A 17,257-nucleotide genomic window follows, 5' to 3' on the forward strand; every position below is an offset into this window, starting at 1 on the left:
CCTATTGGGCCAGCCGGAAGGCCTGGTCGCCGACGAGCTTGCGGCGCAGCCATGCGGAAAACTGGTCGACGGCGATGATGGTGATGAGCAGCAGGAGCACGATGGCGAGCGTCTTGGCCTGGTGGTTCTGGCCGATCGACAGACGCAGCAACTCGCCGATACCGCCGCCACCGACGGCGCCGATGATCGTCGAGGCGCGCACATTGATTTCGAGGCGCAGCAAGAAATAACTCATGAAGTTCGGCAGAACCTGCGGCACGATGCCGAACCAGACACGTTCGATCCAGCTCGCACCGACGGCGCGAAGCCCCTCCTCCGCCTTCATGTCGGCATTCTCGACGACTTCGAAGAACAGTTTTCCGAGCGCGCCGACGGTGTGGATCGACACGGCGATGACGGCCGGCAACGGGCCGAGCGACAGGATGGCGAGGAAGAAGCCGGCGAGCACGACCTCCGGGAAGGCGCGCAGGATTTCCATGAAGCGCCGCACGAAGCCGCGCAGCAGGCGGTTTGCGACGAGATTCTTTGCCGCGAGGAAACACAGCAGGAAGCCGAAGACCATGCCGATGACCGTGGAGAAGATCGCGATGTTCAGCGTCTCAAGCATCTTGTGGAAGTATTCCGGCACATAGAAGCTCTCGGTGATATAGAGTCGGCCCTCGGGATAATTGTATTTGAAACTGCCGTCGTCATAGGGCGACGGAAGGTCGAACAGCGCGCGAAACACTTCCATTCCGTCGCGCGGCACCATGTCGCCGACGAAATCGAAGAGATAGGGCAAGCGGTCGAAGAATTTTCCCGCATTGGTCTCATTGGCAAACCAGAGCGAGCCTGAAAGCGCGAGTGCGACAATGGCGAAACCAAGCCAGCTGTAGAGGCGGCGGCGCGCAGTCAGCTCCTGGAAGTGCTGCTCGATGAGCGCGCCCTTCTCGCTGAAACCGTCGTGAAGCGTGTTCATGGCCATGGTCTGTCCGCCGCGAAGTCGAAATCAAAAAGGCGCCGGCCGGGAAGCGGCCGGCGCCCGATGCCTGGTGGCGATCAGCCGCCGATCGTTGCCTTGCGGGCGTCGATGATCGGCTTGTAGAAGTCGACGTTGACTTCCGTGAAGGACGTGAAATCACCGCCCATGACGGCTGCGAAGCAGGCGGCGTCCTTCTTCGGCAGGTCGAGCATGAACTGCTTGAACTTCGCCTTGGTCTCGTCGGCGAGCGAGGTGCGAACGACGATCGGGCCGTTCGGGATCAGCGGCGACTTCCAGAGTTCGACGATGTCGTTCATGTCGAGAATGCCCTTCTCGACCATCTTGTGCAGGTTGCCGGAGGTGTAGCCGTCCTTCCACTCGCCAACGCCCGAACCGAAGGTCGTGCCGGCGTCGAAGGTGCCCTTCAGCACTTCGAGAACGAGGTTTTCGTGACCGCCGCCGAAGCCGGTTTCAGCGAAATACTCCTTGACCGGGGCGCCCAGCGTTTCCGGCAGGGTGACGAGCGGTACGAGGTAGCCGGAGGTCGAGTCCGGGTCGGCGAAGCCGAGCTTCTTGCCCTTGAGGTCTTCGAGATTCGTGATGCCCGAGTCCTTGCGGGCGATCATGATCGAGTGGTAGCCGGTCGAACCATCGGTCTGGACGGTCGTCAGGATCGGCTCGACGGCATCGGAATTGGCGAGGTAGATCTTGGCAAAGCCGGACGCGCCCAGTTCGGCATAGTCGAGCGTGCCGCCGAGCAGGCCCTGAATGACGCCGTCATAGTCGGCGGCCGGGAAGAACGAGACCTTCTCGAAGCCGAGTTCGGCCTTCAGGTGATCGCCGAGGCACTGATAGTTGCGCAGGCGGTCGGCTTCGTTTTCGCCACCGATGATGCCGACGCGGAATTCCTTGAGGTCTTCAGCCTGGACGTGACCGGCAAGGGCGATGAGCGCGACGGCGCCCAGAAGAACTTTCTTCAGCATGATCTCTCTCCTGTTTGGCCGGCTTTGCCGTGCCTTGAAGTTTATGGCCCTTCACGCGGGCCGTTCGATCCCGGCGGGGTTAAAGCCCGGCCAGTGCCAGCGGTGTCGGGCTGGCGGATTCCTTGATATTGTCCTGGCGGGCCGGATTGCGGATCGCCGTGGAGGTGAGGCTTTCATCAATCTCTGCGCCATCGGCGCCGGTGCCGTAGATCGTGCGCACGGCCTCCGCGTCGAGGTCCCGTGCCGGGCCATCGAAGACGACGCGGCCGCCGGACATGCCGATGATGCGCTCGCAATAGGCGCGCGCCGTATCGAGCGTGTGCAGATTGGTGACGACGGTGATGCCGTCACGCTCGTTGATGTCGCGCAGCGCGTCCATCACGATCTTGGCGTTGAGCGGGTCGAGCGAGGCGATCGGCTCGTCGGCGAGCAGCATCTTCGGGTTCTGCATCAGCGCACGGGCAATCGCCACGCGCTGCTGCTGGCCGCCCGAAAGCGTGCCGGCCGGCTGCAGCGCCGTCTGCTCGATGCCGAGCCGCTCCAGCGCTGCGATCGCCATGATGCGCTCCTCACGGGTGAAGAGGTTCAGGATGCTCATGACCGTCGAGCGGTGGTTCAGACGGCCGAGCAGCACATTGGTCAGCACGTCGAGACGCGGCACCAAGTTGAACTGCTGGAATATCATCGCGCAGTCGCGCTGCCAGTTGCGCAGTGCGGAACCGCGCAGCGACGAGACCTCGATGTCGTTGAAATGGATCGTGCCTTCGCTCGGATCGGCAAGACGGTTGATCATGCGCAGCATGGTGGACTTACCGGCACCCGAGCGGCCGATGACGCCGACCATCTGGCCCTGCGGAATATCGAAAGTCACATTGTCGACCGCGACGCGCGTGCCGAAACGGCGGGTCACATTCTTCAGTCGGAACATGGCGGATCCCTCTTCCTTAACTTGCGGCCCAAGGTCGGGTCCTGTCGTTTTCGGGACTGGCTCTAAACGCTGTTGATGAAGGAGCGATGTCAGTTCGATGTCGGAAAAATAACAGTCCACAGGCCTGGTTTCCCGGCGTCGGCACGAGCTTTCTCACCCGTCGTGACGGACGAGAAAGGCTTCTGCGTCAAGTTTGCGAAAGTCGTCCAAAGCCCCGCGCAGCCGGGCATGGTCCCAGTCCCACCAGGCAAGTTTTTCCATGCGTTCGGCGATGTTTTTCGGGAACCGTTCGCGGATCACCTTCGCCGCGACGCCGCCGACGATCGTGTAGGGTTCGACGTCTTTTGTGACGACGGCGCCGGAGCCTATGACAGCGCCGTTGCCGATCGTGACACCCGGCAGGATGGTCGATCCGTGACCGATCCACACGTCATGGCCGATGGTGACGCGGTGCTCGCGCCGCCAGGAGAAGAATTCGGCCTCAGGCTCGGCATCCGGCCAGTAGTCGTTGGCGCGGTAGGTGAAGTGATGCAGCGTCGCGCGCCACATCGGGTGGTTCGTCGCGTTGATGCGCACGGACGCCGCAATATTGGCGAACTTGCCGATCGTCGCGCACCAGACGGAGCCACCGTTCATGACGTAGGAATAGTCGCCGATCTCGGCCTCGCTGATGCGGCAGTTCTCGTCGATTTCCGTGTAGCGTCCGAGAACCGTATCGGAGACCACGGCCGTCGGATGGATCAGCGGCGTTTCGGAAAGCTTGGTCATGCGGCGGACTTTCTGGGCGAGAAGGCGGAGACGTCGACGATGTGGTCGGCGACCTTCTCGCGCACGTCCTCGTCGTGGAAGATACCGAGCAACGCGACGCCAGCGGCCTTCTTCTCCTCGATCATGCCGACCACGACCGCACGGTTCTTCGCATCGAGCGAGGCCGTCGGCTCATCGAGCAGCAGGATGCGGTGATCGGTGATGAAGCCGCGGGCGATGTTGACGCGCTGCTGCTCGCCGCCGGAGAAGGTGGCGGGCGGCAATTGCCAGAGTTCGCGCGGCAGGTTGAGGCGCGCCAGCATCGCTTCCGCCATCTCCCGCGCCTCGGCCGCATACGTGCCCCGCGCCGTGAGCGGTTCGGCCACGACATCGACGGCCGCGACGCGCGGCACGGTGCGCAGGAACTGGCTGACATAACCGAGCGTCGCCCGGCGCACCGACAGAATGGTGCGCGGATCGGCGATCGCGAGATCGAGCAGGCGACCGCCGTGCTCGATCAGGATCTGGCCACTGTCGACGGCGTAGTTGCCATAGACCATCTTGAGCAGCGAACTCTTGCCGATGCCGGACGGACCGCCCAGCACGACGCATTCGCCTGCCTTCACCGAGAAGCTCACATTGGACATGACGGGCAGGCGGATGCCGTCGCGAAGATGCATCGTGAAGCTCTTCGCGACTTCGGAAACAACGAGCGGGGTAGCCATGGTCACACCTGAAGGATCGAGGAAACGAGGAGCTGGGTATAGGCTTCGCGGGGATCGTCGAGCACACGGTCCGTCAGGCCCTGCTCGATGACGAGACCGTCCTTCATCACCATCATGCGGTGCGACAGGAGGCGCGCGACGGCGAGGTCGTGCGTGACGATGATCACCGAGAGGCCGAGATCCTGGACGAGGCCGCGCAGCAGATCGAGCAGGCGGGCCTGCACCGAAACGTCGAGGCCGCCGGTCGGCTCGTCCATGAAGATCAGGCGCGGTGCGGTCACGAGGTTGCGGGCGATCTGCAGGCGCTGGCGCATGCCGCCGGAAAAGGCGCGCGGCTGGTCGTCGATGCGGTCGGTGCTGATCTCTACCCGCCGCAGCCAGTCGCCGGCCGTCTCGCGGATCTTGCCATAGTGTCGGTCGCCGACGGCCATCAGGCGCTCGCCGACATTGGCGCCGGCCGAGACGGCCATGCGCAGGCCATCGGCCGGGTTCTGGTGCACGAAACCCCAGTCGGTGCGCATCAGGAAGCGGCGTTCCGCCTCGCTCATGCGGGAGAGTTCGCGCATTTCGCCATCACGCATGCGGTACTCGACCGCACCCGAGGTCGGCATCAGGCGGGTGGCGAGGCAATTGAGCAGCGTCGTCTTGCCGGAACCGGATTCGCCGACAATCGCCAGCACTTCACCCGGCCAGAGATCGAAGGAGACGTTCTGGCAGCCGATGCGCGCGCCGTAGAATTTCGAGATATCGCGGACTTTGAGAAGCGGCATGTCGGTCATTCGGCAGCCTCCTTGTTATAGGCGAGATGACCACGATGGCCGTGGGCGCAGCGGTCTTCGCAATGGTCGGTATCCGAGCAGACGAACATCCGCCCGCCCTTGTCATCGAGCACCACTTCGTCGAGATAGACGTTCTCTGCACCGCAGAGCGCGCAGGGCTTGTCGAAGCTCTGGATCTCGAAGGGATGATCCTCGAAATCGAGGCTGACGACCTCGGTATAGGGCGGCACCGCATAGATGCGCTTCTCGCGGCCGGCGCCGAAGAGCTGGAGCGCCTCCGACATGTGCATCTTCGGATTGTCGAATTTCGGCGTCGGCGATGGGTCCATCACGTAGCGCCCCTCGACCTTCACCGGATAGGCATAGGTCGTGGCGATATGGCCGTTGCGGGCAATATCCTCGTAGAGCTTGACATGCATGAGGCCGTATTCCTCCAGCGCATGCATCTTGCGCGTCTCGGTCTCGCGCGGTTCGAGAAAGCGCAACGGTTCCGGGATCGGCACCTGATAGACCAGCGTCTGGCCTTCCGTCAGTTTCTCCTCGGGAATGCGGTGGCGCGTCTGAATGATCGTCGCCTCGCGCGTCTTCGTTGTGACAGCCACATTCGCCACCTTCTGGAAGAAGGCACGGATGGAGACGGCATTAGTGGTGTCGTCCGCCCCCTGGTCGATGACCTTCAGCGCATCCTCAGGCCCGAGGATCGCCGCCGTCACCTGTACGCCGCCGGTGCCCCAGCCATAGGGCATGGGCATTTCGCGCGAGGCGAAAGGCACCTGATAGCCGGGGATCGCGATCGCCTTCAGGATCGCACGGCGGATCATGCGTTTCGTCTGTTCGTCGAGATAGGCGAAATTGTAGGTTGCCAGTTCTGCCGTGCTCATTCTGCAGCCTCCGGAAGATCGGTGTCGGTATTTTGCGCGGCCTCATATTCGCGGCGCATGCGGCGCACGAGGTCGAGTTCGGCCTGGAAGTCCACGTAATGCGGGAGCTTCAGGTGCTCGACGAAGCCGGTCGCCTGAACGTTGTCGGAATGTGAGATGACGAATTCCTCGTCCTGCGCCGGTGCGACGATATCCTCGCCGAACTCTTCGGCGCGCAGCGCCCGGTCTACCAGCGACATGGCCATGGCCTTTCGCTCGCTCTGGCCGAAGACGAGGCCGTAACCGCGGGTGAACTGCGGCGGGTTCTTCGCCGAGCCCTTGAACTGCGCGATCATCTGGCATTCCGTGATCTGGATGCGGCCAAGCGAGACGGCAAAGCCGAGTTCCGGCATATCCAGCTCCACCTCGACCTCACCGATGCGCACTTCGCCGACGAAGGGATGGGTGCGGGCATAGCCGCGCTGCGTGGAATAACCGAGCGCCAGCAGGAAGCCCTCGTCGCCGCGGGCGAGCGCCTGCAGGCGCAGATCGCGGGCCATCGGGAATTCCAAGGGCTCCCGGGTAATATCGCCGGCGACATGACCATCCGGCATATCGCCGTCATCCTCGACCAAGCCCTCGCCGGCCAGAATGTCGGAAACGCGCATGACCGGCTCGCCAGCCTCGTCGCGCTCGAGCGGGGCATCGATCTCTTCGTCCGTCAGAAGCGACGGGTCGAGCAGGCGGTGCGTATAGTCGAAGGTCGGGCCGAGCAGCTGTCCGCCCGGTAGGTCCTTGTAGGTCGCAGAGACACGGCGTTCGACGAACATGGCTCCCGTCTCGACCGGCTTGGAATAGCCGAAGCGCGGCAGCGTCGTGCGGTAGGCGCGCAGAATGAAGATCGCTTCGATCATGTCGCCCCGCGCCTGCCGGACGGCGAGTGCGGCAAGCGAACGGTCGTAGAGCGAAGCCTCCGCCATGACGCGGTCGACGGCAAGGCCGAGCTGGGCGACGATCTGCTCGATGCCGATGGCCGGCAGCGAACGATCACCGCGACGGCGGTCGGCCAGTAAGCGGTGGGCGTTGGAGATGGCGGCTTCGCCACCCTTGACGGCAACGTACATGGTTACGCCTCCTTCACGCTGATGACGGTGGTGCGCGGCAGACAGACCATCCTGTCGCCGGCAACGAGGATCAGATCGACGCCGCGCGGAAATTTCTGGCGGTTCTCCGCCCAAAACTGCGGGAACATCTCGGGCAGGCCGACCGGGGCGATCTCTTCCTGCGTGCGGATACCCGGCCCCTTCAGGACGAGCGGCCGGCCGTCTTCGAAGGCTTCGATCTCGACGACCAGCGTCGTGGAACGATCCGGATATTCCTGCGTGCCCTGCGCGAAGAGGCAGAAATTCGGCAGCATCGCGCCCTTTTCGATGAAGGCGAAGCGGGCGTTCTGGCGCTCCTCCGCCAGCACCGCGCCGGCATTGAAGGCGAGCCAGCCCGGCAAGGCTGAGGTGGCAAGCGCCGGTGTCAGCCACACAGTAGTGTCGTGGTCGCAGAGCGTCAGTGCGATGGCGCCGGCAGCCGGCGCCATCGGCCTGGGGGGCGCGACGGTGGCGGCGATATGGCCGATCGTGCCCGGACGGGCCATGCAGTCCATCAGCGTGCGGAAGACGGCCTGGGCCTCAAAGACCGGCTCCTGAAAACCACCGGTAAAGGCGAGCGTATCCAATGACATCAGTCCTCTCCGCGAACCATGGTGAAGAAATCGACGCGGGTAGCCGCCGTCTGACGGGCCTTTTCGGCATCCTCATCGGCGATGCGTGCCGCGATGGCCGAAAGCAGCGCATCCACCTCAGCCCTGTGCGCCGGCTGTTGGAAGAGCGCATCGAAGATCGCCGAAAGCCGGGCCTTGACACCATCCGTGCCGAGCGCCTGGCCGTGGCCGACCGTGCCATCCGCAAGGCGGATGCTGGCGCGGCTCACCGTCGCCTCGCCGAGATTGAACGGCGCACCGCCGCCGCCGATGCGGCCACGCACCATGACGAGCCCCGTTTCCGGGCCACGCACCGGCTGCACGACCGGCTTGTCTGCGAGCGCGTCGAATGCCGCCTGCAACTCCGTTCGGCTCGCCTTCGCAAGCAGGCCCATCGCCCTCTGCCGGTCCGCCACCGCACCCTTCGCGGCGGCCTCGGTCCTTTTTTCCACTGATGCCATTGCCTCATCTCCAAATGTCTATTAATCTAGACAACCGAACATCTAAGTCTTGTCTTAATCGGCCGGAATGACAAGGGTGTGACAGAGGGTGAAATCGCGGGGGCGAAAATGGTGGAACGGCAATCAGGCGTGGCCCTCTGGCGGCAGATCGCCGACCGCATGCGCCTTGCGATCAACAACGGCGATTTCGACGAAACCGGCATGATGCCGCCGGAAATGACGCTTGCCGCCCGCTTCGGCGTCAACCGCCACACGGTGCGCAGCGCCATGGCGGCCCTTGCGGAGGAAGGCATCGTGCGCCCCATCCAGGGCATCGGTACCCGCATCGAGCGGCGCGACCGGCTACGCTTTCCGATTTCGAAACGCACGCGTTTTTCGCAAGGCCTCGGCAATCAGGCGCGCGACATCGAAAACACGATGCTGGAGGCGGCAACGGAGGTTGCTCCGTCCATCGTGGCCGAAGCCCTCGGGCTCCCCATCGGCACGCTCTGCGTGCGCATGGAAACCGTCAACAGCGCCGACAAACGTCCGATCTCATGCGCGACGCATTATTTCCCGGCCGACCGTTTCGGCAAGATCGGCGGGGTTTTCGAGCAGACCCGCTCCGTCACCGCGGCCTTCCAAGCGCTTGGAGTGAGCGACTATGTACGCCGCTCGACGGAGATCTCGGCCATTCACGCCGAGGGCGAGGTTATCCGGCACCTGAAGCTGTCACCCGGCGCGATCATCCTCGTCGCAACGGCCATCAACACCGACCTTGCGGGGACGCCGATCCAGTTTTCCCGCACCCGCTTCGCCGCCGACCGCGTCAAGTTGACAGTGGAGCCGGAAGCCTAAACAGGCTTGCGGCAGCAGAGGATGAAACGGCGGTAAAGCAGCGTGCGCAGGGTGTTGCGCAGGTCCGCCGTCCGGCGTTGTGCCCTGGCGATGGGGGCGTGGGAACCGATCATCATATCGCGGAAACCGGCCGCCTCTAACAGGGGAACAACGCGCTCGACCGTCAGCCCGTCGCCAAAGGGCAGGCGTTGCATGATGCTGGAATGCCGCTCACTCATTGCGCCGTCATAATGCGGGTCGGTGCCGATGAGCCGATCGAGCATGGCGATCGCACGGCTTGCCAGCCGGCCGAGCCACGTCGGGGCGGCCCAGTCGCCGTCGAAGAACAGCAGCATGCCGCCGGGCTTCAGCATGCGGTACCATTCCGCAAAGGCCTGTCCGGGCGTCGTCAGCGTCCATACGAGGTGGCGGCAGACGATCGCGTCATAGCTTTCGTCCGGCTCCATCGGGTTTTCCGCGTCGGCGAGCAAAAAGCGCAGGCCCTTGGCGCCCGCGTGTTTCCTGCGTGCAACCGACAGCATCGCTTCGGAAAAGTCGAGCGCCGTCACCTCGTGGCCGAGCGACAGCAGCAGCCGCGTCACCTCCCCCGTGCCGCAGGCAAGCTCCAGCACGCGGCGCGGCTCCGGTCCCAGATGCGCGCGGATCGCCGCCACCCAGGCGTCGAATTCCGGGCCTTCGGGAATACGGTGGCCGAAGGCCAGATCGAAGGTTTGCGAGCGGCGGGACCAATAGTCCCGGATATCTTCCTTCAGGTGATCGTTGGAAAGCGTGCCGTGCATCACTTGCCCTCGCTCGCCACGAGTTTCAGCCGTGGCGGCCGCGGCTCCGGGCGGCGATAGCGGATGAAGCAGCCGCCGGCACCGTCGCGCTCGACATCCACGGTGACGCCGAAGACTTCCAGCAGGCGCTGCGGCTCCAGCACCTTGGCCGGCGTGCCCAGCGCCACGATGCGCCCGCCCTGCATAACGGCGATGCGGTCGCAGAACATGGCGGCGTGGTTGAGATCGTGCAGAGCGGCGACGACCGTCAGCTCCTGCTCGCGCACCAGCTGGAGCAGACTGATCTGGTGGCCGATATCGAGATGGTTGGTCGGCTCGTCGAGCAGCAGGGTCGGCGATTGCTGGGCAAGCGCGCGAGCGATGTGCAGCCGCTGGCGCTCGCCGCCGGACAGCGTGTGCCAGAGCCGGCCGGCGAAATGCGCCATGTCGACCTCCTCCAGCGCCCGGTCGACGATGGCGTCGTCGGCCCGAGACCAGGGCGTGAGCGCGCCGAGATAGGGGGTGCGGCCAAGCTCCACGGCCTGGCGCGCGGTGATGCGCTCGGTGGTTTCCGCCTGCTGCTCGACGAAGGCGATGCGCCGGGCGATAGCCTGCCGCCCATGATCCGAAAGCGGCCTGCCGTCGAGCAGGACGGCACCGGCCTGCGGCTTGCGGATCCCCGATATCAGCGACATCAGGCTCGTCTTGCCCGAGCCGTTCGGGCCGATGATGCCGAGGAATTCGCCGGGGCGCACATCGAGCGAGACGTCCGACAGAATGGTCGCGCCACCGGCGGACCAGTGCAGGTTTTTGGCGGACAGCGTCACAGGACCGATCTCCTCTGGCTGAGGATGAGCGCGAAGGCCGGCGCGCCGAACAGCGCCGTGATGACGCCGATGGGCAGGACCTGGCCGGGAATGATCACACGCGACAGCACATCGGCCGCGATCATGAAGATCGCCCCGATCAGCGCCGAGGCCGGCAGAAGCAGACCATGCCGCACGCCGACGACCATGCGCGCGGCATGGGGAATGACAAGGCCGACAAAGCCGATGGAACCGACGATGGAGACCATGGTCGCCGTCATCAGCGCGGAAATCGCAATCAGCACGACATAGACCCGGCGCACCGGAATGCCGAGCGAGGCAGCCGATTCCGTGCCGAAGGTGAAGGCATCGAGCGCGCGGGCGTGCCACAAGCAGACAAGAAGGCCGAGGATCGCCACCGGGAGCGCCAGCCAGACATCCGGCCAGCGCACGCCAGAGAGATTGCCGAGCAGCCAGAACATGATGCCGCGCGCCTGTTCCGCGCTCGCCGCCTTGGTGACGATGAAGGAGGTGAGCGCGTTGAAAAGCTGCGAGCCGGCGATGCCGGCCAGGATGATCGCGCTCGTGCCACGCCCGGCCCGCAGGGCGAGCGCACTGACGAGACCGAAGGCGACGAGCGCGCCGAGGAAGGCACCGGCTGGCAGCGTCAGGGCGCCGGCCCCGATGCCGAGGATCGCCACGCTGACGGCACCGGTCGAGGCACCGGCGGAAATGCCGAGGATGTAGGGATCGGCCAGCGCATTGCGCAGCAGCGATTGCAGGATGACACCGCAGAGTGCCAGGGCCGAGCCGCAGCAGGCCGCGACCATCGCCCGGCTCAGCCGATAGTTCCAGATGATGCCCTCGTCGATCGGCTCCAGCGGATAGCCGGCATGCCAGAGGCGATTCGCCACCGTCTTCGCCACGACGTCGAGCGGGATAGCCGTCTCGCCGACCGCGGCCCCGACGCCGAGCGCAAAAAGCAACAGGAGGAGCGCCGCGAAAGCGGCGCCCGTCCGGAGCAGGATGGGGCGATCGGAGATCACTTGGCGAGACCGGCCTTTTCGATTGCATCAGCCAGAAGCTCGATGCCCTCGATAGTACGGATCGTCGGGTTCATCGCCTGGGCGTCCATGTCGAAGACATAGTTGCTCTTCACTGCCGGCATCAGGCTCGCGACCGGATCGGTCTTCAGGAAATCGAGCTTCGCCTCGAGGCTGTCGAGCGGATACCGGCGGCGTTCCATCGAGCCGGCGACGATCATCGTCGGTGCCGCCTTGGCGATGGTTTCCCAGCCGACCGTTGGCCATTCGTCCTCGGTCTTGATGATGTTTTCGATGCCGAGCGCCGACATAATGTAGCCCGGCGCGCCGTTCTTGCCGGCGACGTAGGGATCGGCATCGGCAGCGCTGGAGAACCAGAAGACGGCGGAGAGCTTGTCCTTGGCGGCGGCGACCTTGGCGCGGGCGGCCTCTTCACGCGCCTTCAGCGCGGCAACGACCTCTTCGCCCTTGTCCTGGATGTTGTAGATCTGCGCCATCTCGCGGATCTCCTGATAGACCAGCTCCATGGTGAAGACCTGATGGCGCACGCCGTCGCTGGCCGCGCTGTTCTCCTTGCCGACGCAATCGGCCGGTGAGGTATAGACGGGAATGCCGAGTTCCTCGAACTGCTCGGGCTTGGCAACGACGCCTTCCGGGCCGACCTGCCATTGGAACTGCACTGTGACGATATCTGGCTTCTTGGCCAGCACGCTTTCGAAGCTCGGCTCGTTGTCGGCCAGACGGTCGATCTTGGCGTTGACATCTTCATAGCCCTTGAGGACCGGACCGACCCACAGCGCGGTGCCCACCACCCTGTCGGCAAGGCCGAGCATGTAGAGGATTTCGGTCGAACTCTGGCCGATCGAAACGGTCTTCGTCGGGGCCTTCTGGAAGGTGACCGGACGGCCGCAATTCTGCAGCGTCAGCGGGTATTGAGTCTCGGCGGCCAGAGCCGTGCCGGAGGCGATGAGGGTCACCGCGCCGGCAAGGGCGGAAACGAGCGATGCGGCGCGCAGGGCCGCGGAAAACAAGGTCATGGATTTCTCCCGGAGAGTGAAGGCGTGCGGGCTCAGCCGATGGACCACGAAGGGCGCACCGAATGCGGTCGGGAGAAAACGAATTGGGGTCTGCCGCGGGCGGCAGTCTGGCTCGTCATGGCGTCTCCTGTTCCGGGCTTCCCCGCCCGTGACTTGGATTCTCGAGTGCAGGACAAACAGCACTCTCGGCTCTGACGGCAGGTCTCCTGGCTCACGGATATCTGCTGCCTGTCTGCCTTCCCGCGCAAAATGCGCAGTGGCATGACGCGAAACGCGTCACGAGGACAGGCGGCAATCCGCCTACAGTTGCGGGGGCAGCCACGGAATGGGTCCCTGTTGGGTCGTCCGCACCGTGTTCCCTATTAATCCCCTGGGAGTCATCCGTCGGGGAACCGTCGTCCCATCCTTAGTCCGCCCCGTTCGGCGGCGTCAAGGTGACGGCGACAATCAGCTTTCGAAATCCCCGAAGACGTCCTGAAGGTGCGTCAGCCGGTCGACGCGTTCGCTCACCTCGTCACCCATCTCGACGATGACATTGCTCAGCATGAGATCCATGACCGCCGTCATGGTCGCGGCACCGTCCCACAACGGCCCGTGCGAGCCGGGCACGATGAGGCAGATATCGGAAACCTCGGGCCCCCAGGGGCAGAATTCGTCGGTCAGCAGCACGACCTTCACGCCGGCGCGCCGGGCCTCCAGCGCCAGCGGCCGGGCCTTGGCGGCAAAACGGCGCACGTCGTGCAGAAAAAGCAGCCGCCCGTCGACGGATCCGTCGAGCACTTCGGCATAGGTGCCGTTCACACCATCGACGAACTGCACGCGCGGGCGGGTATAGGAGAGCTGGCTTGCAAAATATTGCGCGATGCCACGCACGTTCTGATAGGCGGCGACATAGACCTCCGTCGCGCAGATCAGCGCGTCGATCGTCTGCTGCCATTCCGGCGCGGTAGTGATGGCGTAGATCTGGCCGAGATTATCGATCTGCTGCTGGATGAGGCCGGCGAGCAGCTTGCCGTCCTTGCGATCCTGCTCCAGCCGGCCGACCTGGCCCTTGACCTGCCAGGCGGGGTTGGAACTGCCGCGGCGCAGCTCGCTCTTCAGCTCATCGAGCCCGTCGAAGCCCATGCGGCGCAGATAGCGACCAATGGTCATGGGCGAAAGCTCGAGGCGCTGAGCGATCGACCGTGCCGTTTCGAAGGGCAGCTCGGCGAGGTTGCGCTCGATATAATGGGCGATCAGCTTGTCGGATTTGGACCGCCTGAGGTCGTCGGACTGAACGAGCTTCAGAATGCGTTTCGACACGTCGCCCCTCTCTTCGAAATCCCGCCCGTCCAAAGACGGGCGGGGATCAACCGCACTCACACCATGCTCATTGCGCCGTCTTGACCCGCGTCCAGACACGGTCCACCTGACGCAGGGCCGGGCCCAGATCCTCGAATATCTGGAGACGCGCCATCGTCTCGGCGGGCGGGTTGATTTCCTTGCTATTCTTGATCTTTTCCGGGGTCAATTCCCGTGCCGGCACGTTGGCGGTGCCGTTGGTCTGCTGCGAGACGTTGAGAGCGACGATTTCAGGGCGCGTGTAGAACTGGAGGAACTTGATCGCGTTGTCCTTGTTCGGTGCGCTCTTCAGCACGCAGATGTCCTCCTGATACATGGTTGCCCCTTCCTCGGGGATCACGTAGCCCAGGTCCTTTTCATTGGCGAAGATATCCACCATCGCGCCGACGAAGGCGTGACCGGCGGCAACGTCGCCCGCCTGCACCATCGGGCGCTCGTCATAGGTGAAGGCCGCTACATCGGGCTTCATGGCGATGATCGTGTCGGCCGCCTGCTGCAGCTCGGCCGGGTCCGTCGAATTGATCTTGTGGCCATTCAGGATGAGGCCGACCGCCAGCACTTCGCGCATGTCGTCGAGCAGGGTGAATTTCAGGCCCTTGGCCTTCACCGTCTCGATCAAGTCCTTCCAGCCCGTGACATCCTTGCCGAGCACCTTGCGGTTATACATGATGCCGACCGAGCCCCAGGCATAGGGCAGGCAATATTCACCGTTCGGGTCGCTCTTGGCGCGCAGGAACGCCGGGTCGATATTCTTGAAGCCCTCATATTTGTTGATGTCGGTCTTTTCCAGAAGATCGAGCTTGGCCATGATGTCCTGCATGTGCACGGACGGGAAGACGATGTCGTAGCCCGTGGCGCCGCCCTGGATCTTGGCGAGCATTTCCTCATTGGAGGAATAGGTCGAGAGGTTGACCTTGATCGAGGTCTCCTCCTCGAACTTCTTCAAAACCTCCGGATTGATATATTCGCCCCAGTTATAGACGTTGAGTTCGGCGGCGCTGGCCATGCCCGTCGTGGCCATGAGCACGGCGAGCGAAACGGCGGCGCGGCGAAAGCCGGACAGACCGGCATCATGCGATTTCGGCATAGATATTCTCCTCTGATGGTTCGGCCCGTCGTGGCCCCGGCGCTTTCCTTTGCGCCGCATTTCCCGTCCCGGCTTCTTTCGGCCGTTGACTTGGATAAACAAATGGTATCCAAATATCTAAATCGCACAAGCGTTATTTTTATAACATAAATGGGGAACGACGATGCGAGATTCCATAGTCCGCCTGGACAAGGCGGCGAAGGCCTTTGCCACACCGGAAGGCCAGACCGTGACGGCGCTCGACGCGATCGACCTCGATGTCAGCCGAAACGAATTCCTGACGCTGCTCGGGCCATCGGGCTGCGGCAAGACCACCCTGCTGCAGGCGATCAGCGGCTTCGTCCAGCTCGATGGCGGGCGCATCCTGATCGACGGCGAGGACATGACCGACCGGCCACCCTACCGTCGTCCGGTCAATACCGTGTTCCAGAACTACGCGCTCTTCCCGCATATGACGGTCGGCGAAAACACCGGCTATGCGCTGGAAGTCGCCGGTGTTGTGAAAGCCGAGCGCACAAAGCGCGTCGGCGATGCGCTGCGCATGGTCGGGCTTGAGGGCATGGAGGGCCGCAAACCCCGTCAGCTCTCGGGCGGCCAGCAGCAGCGCGTGGCGCTCGCCCGCGCCATCATCGCCCGGCCGAAGCTGCTGCTGCTCGACGAGCCGCTGTCGGCGCTCGACAAGAACCTGCGTCAGTCCATGCAGATCGAGCTGAAGACGCTGCAGCACGAGCTCGGCATCTCCTTCATCTTCGTGACGCACGACCAGCAGGAGGCGCTGACCATGTCGGATCGCGTCGCCGTGCTCTCGGGCGGGCGCATCCAGCAGCTCGACACGCCGCGCGCCATCTACGACCAGCCGAAGAACAGTTTCGTCGCCACCTTCGTCGGCGCCAGCAACCTCTTCGAGGGCGAGGCCGGCAGCGGACAGCTCGTCACCAGGGACGGTCTGTCTATTTCCCATGGCCGGCAAGGTGCAACGGGCGCGGCGACTGCCCTCATCCGCCCGGAGCAGTTCTTCATCGCCCAAGCCGATGACAGCACGCCGAGCCTCGACGTCGATCTCGAGCAGATCGTCTTCGTCGGCTCGACCTTCGAACTGTTCGGCCGCACGGCAACCGGCCGGCGTGTCATCGCGGAGATCCCCGCCATGCGCCGCAGCCTCGTCGGCGAGATCGAGCAGACGCGCCGCGCGCGCCTCGCCTACGATCCCGCAGCCGTGCACCTCCTTCCGGCGGAGGCGGCCTGACATGACGTCGATTGCCTTTCGCCGTCGCGCCCAGCTTGCCGTCCTGCTCGGACCGGTCTCGCTGTTCCTGGCGGTCTTCTTCCTCGGCCCGCTCGCCATCATGATCGTGACGAGCTTCCTCTCGCCCGGCCTCTACGGCGGGGTGGAGTGGACCTGGTATCCGCACAATTACGGCCGCATCCTCGGCTTCGCCGATCCCATGTTCGAGGATTTCGATCCGATCTACATCGCGATCTTCCTGCGCTCGCTTAAGATCGCGGCGATGACGGTCCTGGCGACGCTGCTCGTCTGCTATCCGGCCGCCTTCTGCATCAGCCGACTCTCGGACCGCTGGAAAAATTTCTGTCTCTTCCTGATCACGCTACCCTTCTTCACCAGCCTGATCGTGCGGCTGTTCGTCTGGGTGCTCATCCTGCGTCCGACAGGCCTCGCCAACGAGGTGCTGATCGGCACCGGTATCGTCAGCCGCCCGCTCGACCTTATCTACACAGACGGCGCGATCATCCTCGGAATGGTCTATGTCTTCATCCCCTTCATGTTCATGCCGGTCTATGCCAGCGTCGAGAAACTCGACTGGACGCTGGTGCGCGCCTCGCTCGATCTCGGCGCCGGACCGATCCGCACCTTCCTGCGCATCATCCTGCCGCTGACGGCACCGGGCATTGCCGGCGGCGCGGTCATCGTCTTCATCCCCGCGCTCGGCAATTTCGTCGTCCCGGCCATTCTCGGCGGCGCGAAGGTGATGATGCTGGGCAATCTCATCGAGCAGCAGTTCCTCGCCGCGCGCAACTGGCCCTTCGGCTCGGCGCTCGCCATGATGGTGATGACCGTCATGCTGGTGCTGCTCTTCATCCACGTCGTCGTTTCCGGCCGTCGCGGTTTCGACCCCGCGACCGGACATTGAG

Annotated in this window: 19 protein-coding genes and 1 riboswitch; of the genes, 3 read left to right on the forward strand and 16 right to left on the reverse strand. The window is 64.1% G+C overall.

Going from position 1 to position 17,257, the window contains the following annotated elements; translation table 11 throughout:
- Position 1 precedes the first annotated feature (1 nt).
- The 10 genes from phnE to phnG all read right to left on the reverse strand — a co-directional run bounded on the left by phnE (position 2) and on the right by phnG (position 8,197).
- A complete protein-coding gene (gene phnE, locus D0Y60_RS12785) occupies positions 2 to 958 on the reverse strand; it encodes a phosphonate ABC transporter, permease protein PhnE (RefSeq protein ID WP_245409167.1) in 957 nt (318 codons plus the stop codon).
- Between the two features lie 80 nt (positions 959 to 1,038).
- Positions 1,039 to 1,944, reverse strand: coding sequence for a phosphonate ABC transporter substrate-binding protein (gene phnD / locus D0Y60_RS12790; RefSeq protein ID WP_117370321.1), 906 nt, complete (start codon positions 1,942 to 1,944; stop codon positions 1,039 to 1,041).
- Positions 1,945 to 2,023: 79 nt separating this feature from the next.
- Complete coding sequence (gene phnC, locus D0Y60_RS12795; protein ID WP_117370322.1) at positions 2,024 to 2,872, reverse strand: phosphonate ABC transporter ATP-binding protein; 849 nt, start codon at positions 2,870 to 2,872, stop codon at positions 2,024 to 2,026.
- 153 nt (positions 2,873 to 3,025) lie between these two features.
- Entirely contained in the window at positions 3,026 to 3,640 is a 615-nt protein-coding gene (locus tag D0Y60_RS12800) for a DapH/DapD/GlmU-related protein (protein ID WP_117370323.1), read from the reverse strand.
- Positions 3,637 to 4,344, reverse strand: a complete 708-nt coding sequence (gene phnL / locus D0Y60_RS12805) for a phosphonate C-P lyase system protein PhnL (protein WP_117370324.1) — start codon at positions 4,342 to 4,344, stop codon at positions 3,637 to 3,639. Before phnL ends, D0Y60_RS12800 begins: the two co-directional genes overlap by 4 nt.
- A gap of 2 nt (positions 4,345 to 4,346) precedes the next feature.
- Entirely contained in the window at positions 4,347 to 5,123 is a 777-nt protein-coding gene (phnK, locus tag D0Y60_RS12810; RefSeq protein WP_117370325.1) for a phosphonate C-P lyase system protein PhnK, read from the reverse strand.
- Complete coding sequence (locus D0Y60_RS12815; RefSeq protein WP_117370326.1) at positions 5,120 to 6,004, reverse strand: alpha-D-ribose 1-methylphosphonate 5-phosphate C-P-lyase PhnJ; 885 nt, start codon at positions 6,002 to 6,004, stop codon at positions 5,120 to 5,122. The genes phnK and D0Y60_RS12815 overlap by 4 nt, the downstream gene beginning before the upstream one ends.
- Positions 6,001 to 7,107: a carbon-phosphorus lyase complex subunit PhnI gene (locus D0Y60_RS12820; RefSeq protein WP_117370327.1), complete on the reverse strand. Its 1,107-nt coding sequence runs from the start codon at positions 7,105 to 7,107 to the stop codon at positions 6,001 to 6,003. Before D0Y60_RS12820 ends, D0Y60_RS12815 begins: the two co-directional genes overlap by 4 nt.
- A 2-nt stretch (positions 7,108 to 7,109) precedes the next feature.
- A complete protein-coding gene (gene phnH / locus D0Y60_RS12825) occupies positions 7,110 to 7,718 on the reverse strand; it encodes a phosphonate C-P lyase system protein PhnH (protein ID WP_117370328.1) in 609 nt (202 codons plus the stop codon).
- On the reverse strand, positions 7,718 to 8,197 hold the full coding sequence (gene phnG / locus D0Y60_RS12830; protein WP_117370329.1) for a phosphonate C-P lyase system protein PhnG: 480 nt from the start codon (positions 8,195 to 8,197) through the stop codon (positions 7,718 to 7,720). The genes phnH and phnG overlap by 1 nt, the downstream gene beginning before the upstream one ends.
- A 93-nt stretch (positions 8,198 to 8,290) precedes the next feature.
- Between phnG and phnF the strand changes: the two genes are divergently transcribed.
- On the forward strand, positions 8,291 to 9,034 hold the full coding sequence (phnF, locus tag D0Y60_RS12835; RefSeq protein WP_199564182.1) for a phosphonate metabolism transcriptional regulator PhnF: 744 nt from the start codon (positions 8,291 to 8,293) through the stop codon (positions 9,032 to 9,034).
- Here the strand turns inward: phnF and D0Y60_RS12840 are convergent.
- From D0Y60_RS12840 to D0Y60_RS12865, 6 genes are all read right to left on the reverse strand, one after another.
- Entirely contained in the window at positions 9,031 to 9,813 is a 783-nt protein-coding gene (locus D0Y60_RS12840; RefSeq protein ID WP_117370331.1) for a class I SAM-dependent methyltransferase, read from the reverse strand. The two genes, phnF and D0Y60_RS12840, sit on opposite strands and share 4 nt — an antisense overlap.
- Positions 9,813 to 10,619 (reverse strand): ABC transporter ATP-binding protein, encoded by an 807-nt coding sequence (locus D0Y60_RS12845; RefSeq protein ID WP_117370332.1) that lies wholly within the window; start codon positions 10,617 to 10,619, stop codon positions 9,813 to 9,815. The genes D0Y60_RS12840 and D0Y60_RS12845 overlap by 1 nt, the downstream gene beginning before the upstream one ends.
- Positions 10,616 to 11,644, reverse strand: a complete 1,029-nt coding sequence (locus D0Y60_RS12850; protein ID WP_117370333.1) for an iron ABC transporter permease — start codon at positions 11,642 to 11,644, stop codon at positions 10,616 to 10,618. Before D0Y60_RS12850 ends, D0Y60_RS12845 begins: the two co-directional genes overlap by 4 nt.
- Positions 11,641 to 12,678 carry an ABC transporter substrate-binding protein gene (locus D0Y60_RS12855; RefSeq protein ID WP_117370334.1) on the reverse strand — a complete coding sequence of 346 codons (1,038 nt, stop codon included), beginning with the start codon at positions 12,676 to 12,678 and terminating at the stop codon, positions 11,641 to 11,643. Before D0Y60_RS12855 ends, D0Y60_RS12850 begins: the two co-directional genes overlap by 4 nt.
- 178 nt (positions 12,679 to 12,856) lie before the next feature.
- A riboswitch (cobalamin riboswitch) is annotated at positions 12,857 to 13,090 on the reverse strand.
- Positions 13,091 to 13,125: 35 nt separating this feature from the next.
- Complete coding sequence (locus D0Y60_RS12860) at positions 13,126 to 13,980, reverse strand: MurR/RpiR family transcriptional regulator (protein WP_117370431.1); 855 nt, start codon at positions 13,978 to 13,980, stop codon at positions 13,126 to 13,128.
- Between the two features lie 67 nt (positions 13,981 to 14,047).
- Entirely contained in the window at positions 14,048 to 15,106 is a 1,059-nt protein-coding gene (locus D0Y60_RS12865; RefSeq protein ID WP_117370335.1) for a spermidine/putrescine ABC transporter substrate-binding protein, read from the reverse strand.
- Positions 15,107 to 15,269: 163 nt separating this feature from the next.
- Here D0Y60_RS12865 and D0Y60_RS12870 point away from each other — a divergent pair, with 163 nt between their 5' ends.
- Positions 15,270 to 16,352, forward strand: a complete 1,083-nt coding sequence (locus D0Y60_RS12870) for an ABC transporter ATP-binding protein (protein ID WP_117370336.1) — start codon at positions 15,270 to 15,272, stop codon at positions 16,350 to 16,352.
- A 1-nt stretch (position 16,353) separates the two neighbouring features.
- Entirely contained in the window at positions 16,354 to 17,256 is a 903-nt protein-coding gene (locus D0Y60_RS12875; protein ID WP_117370337.1) for an ABC transporter permease, read from the forward strand.
- Position 17,257: the final 1 nt, after the last annotated feature.

The organism is Shinella sp. WSJ-2 (assembly GCF_003432075.1).
GTDB lineage: Bacteria > Pseudomonadota > Alphaproteobacteria > Rhizobiales > Rhizobiaceae > Shinella.

Coding starts and splice junctions, on each gene's coding strand:
- phnE (WP_245409167.1), bottom strand. CDS start 958: ATGAACACGCTTCACGACGGTTTCAGCGAGAAGGGCGCGCTCATCGAG.
- phnD (WP_117370321.1), bottom strand. CDS start 1,944: ATGCTGAAGAAAGTTCTTCTGGGCGCCGTCGCGCTCATCGCCCTTGCC.
- phnC (WP_117370322.1), bottom strand. CDS start 2,872: ATGTTCCGACTGAAGAATGTGACCCGCCGTTTCGGCACGCGCGTCGCG.
- D0Y60_RS12800 (WP_117370323.1), bottom strand. CDS start 3,640: ATGACCAAGCTTTCCGAAACGCCGCTGATCCATCCGACGGCCGTGGTC.
- phnL (WP_117370324.1), bottom strand. CDS start 4,344: ATGGCTACCCCGCTCGTTGTTTCCGAAGTCGCGAAGAGCTTCACGATG.
- phnK (WP_117370325.1), bottom strand. CDS start 5,123: ATGACCGACATGCCGCTTCTCAAAGTCCGCGATATCTCGAAATTCTAC.
- D0Y60_RS12815 (WP_117370326.1), bottom strand. CDS start 6,004: ATGAGCACGGCAGAACTGGCAACCTACAATTTCGCCTATCTCGACGAA.
- D0Y60_RS12820 (WP_117370327.1), bottom strand. CDS start 7,107: ATGTACGTTGCCGTCAAGGGTGGCGAAGCCGCCATCTCCAACGCCCAC.
- phnH (WP_117370328.1), bottom strand. CDS start 7,718: ATGTCATTGGATACGCTCGCCTTTACCGGTGGTTTTCAGGAGCCGGTC.
- phnG (WP_117370329.1), bottom strand. CDS start 8,197: ATGGCATCAGTGGAAAAAAGGACCGAGGCCGCCGCGAAGGGTGCGGTG.
- D0Y60_RS12840 (WP_117370331.1), bottom strand. CDS start 9,813: ATGCACGGCACGCTTTCCAACGATCACCTGAAGGAAGATATCCGGGAC.
- D0Y60_RS12855 (WP_117370334.1), bottom strand. CDS start 12,678: ATGACCTTGTTTTCCGCGGCCCTGCGCGCCGCATCGCTCGTTTCCGCC.
- D0Y60_RS12865 (WP_117370335.1), bottom strand. CDS start 15,106: ATGCCGAAATCGCATGATGCCGGTCTGTCCGGCTTTCGCCGCGCCGCC.
- D0Y60_RS12870 (WP_117370336.1), top strand. CDS start 15,270: ATGCGAGATTCCATAGTCCGCCTGGACAAGGCGGCGAAGGCCTTTGCC.
- D0Y60_RS12875 (WP_117370337.1), top strand. CDS start 16,354: ATGACGTCGATTGCCTTTCGCCGTCGCGCCCAGCTTGCCGTCCTGCTC.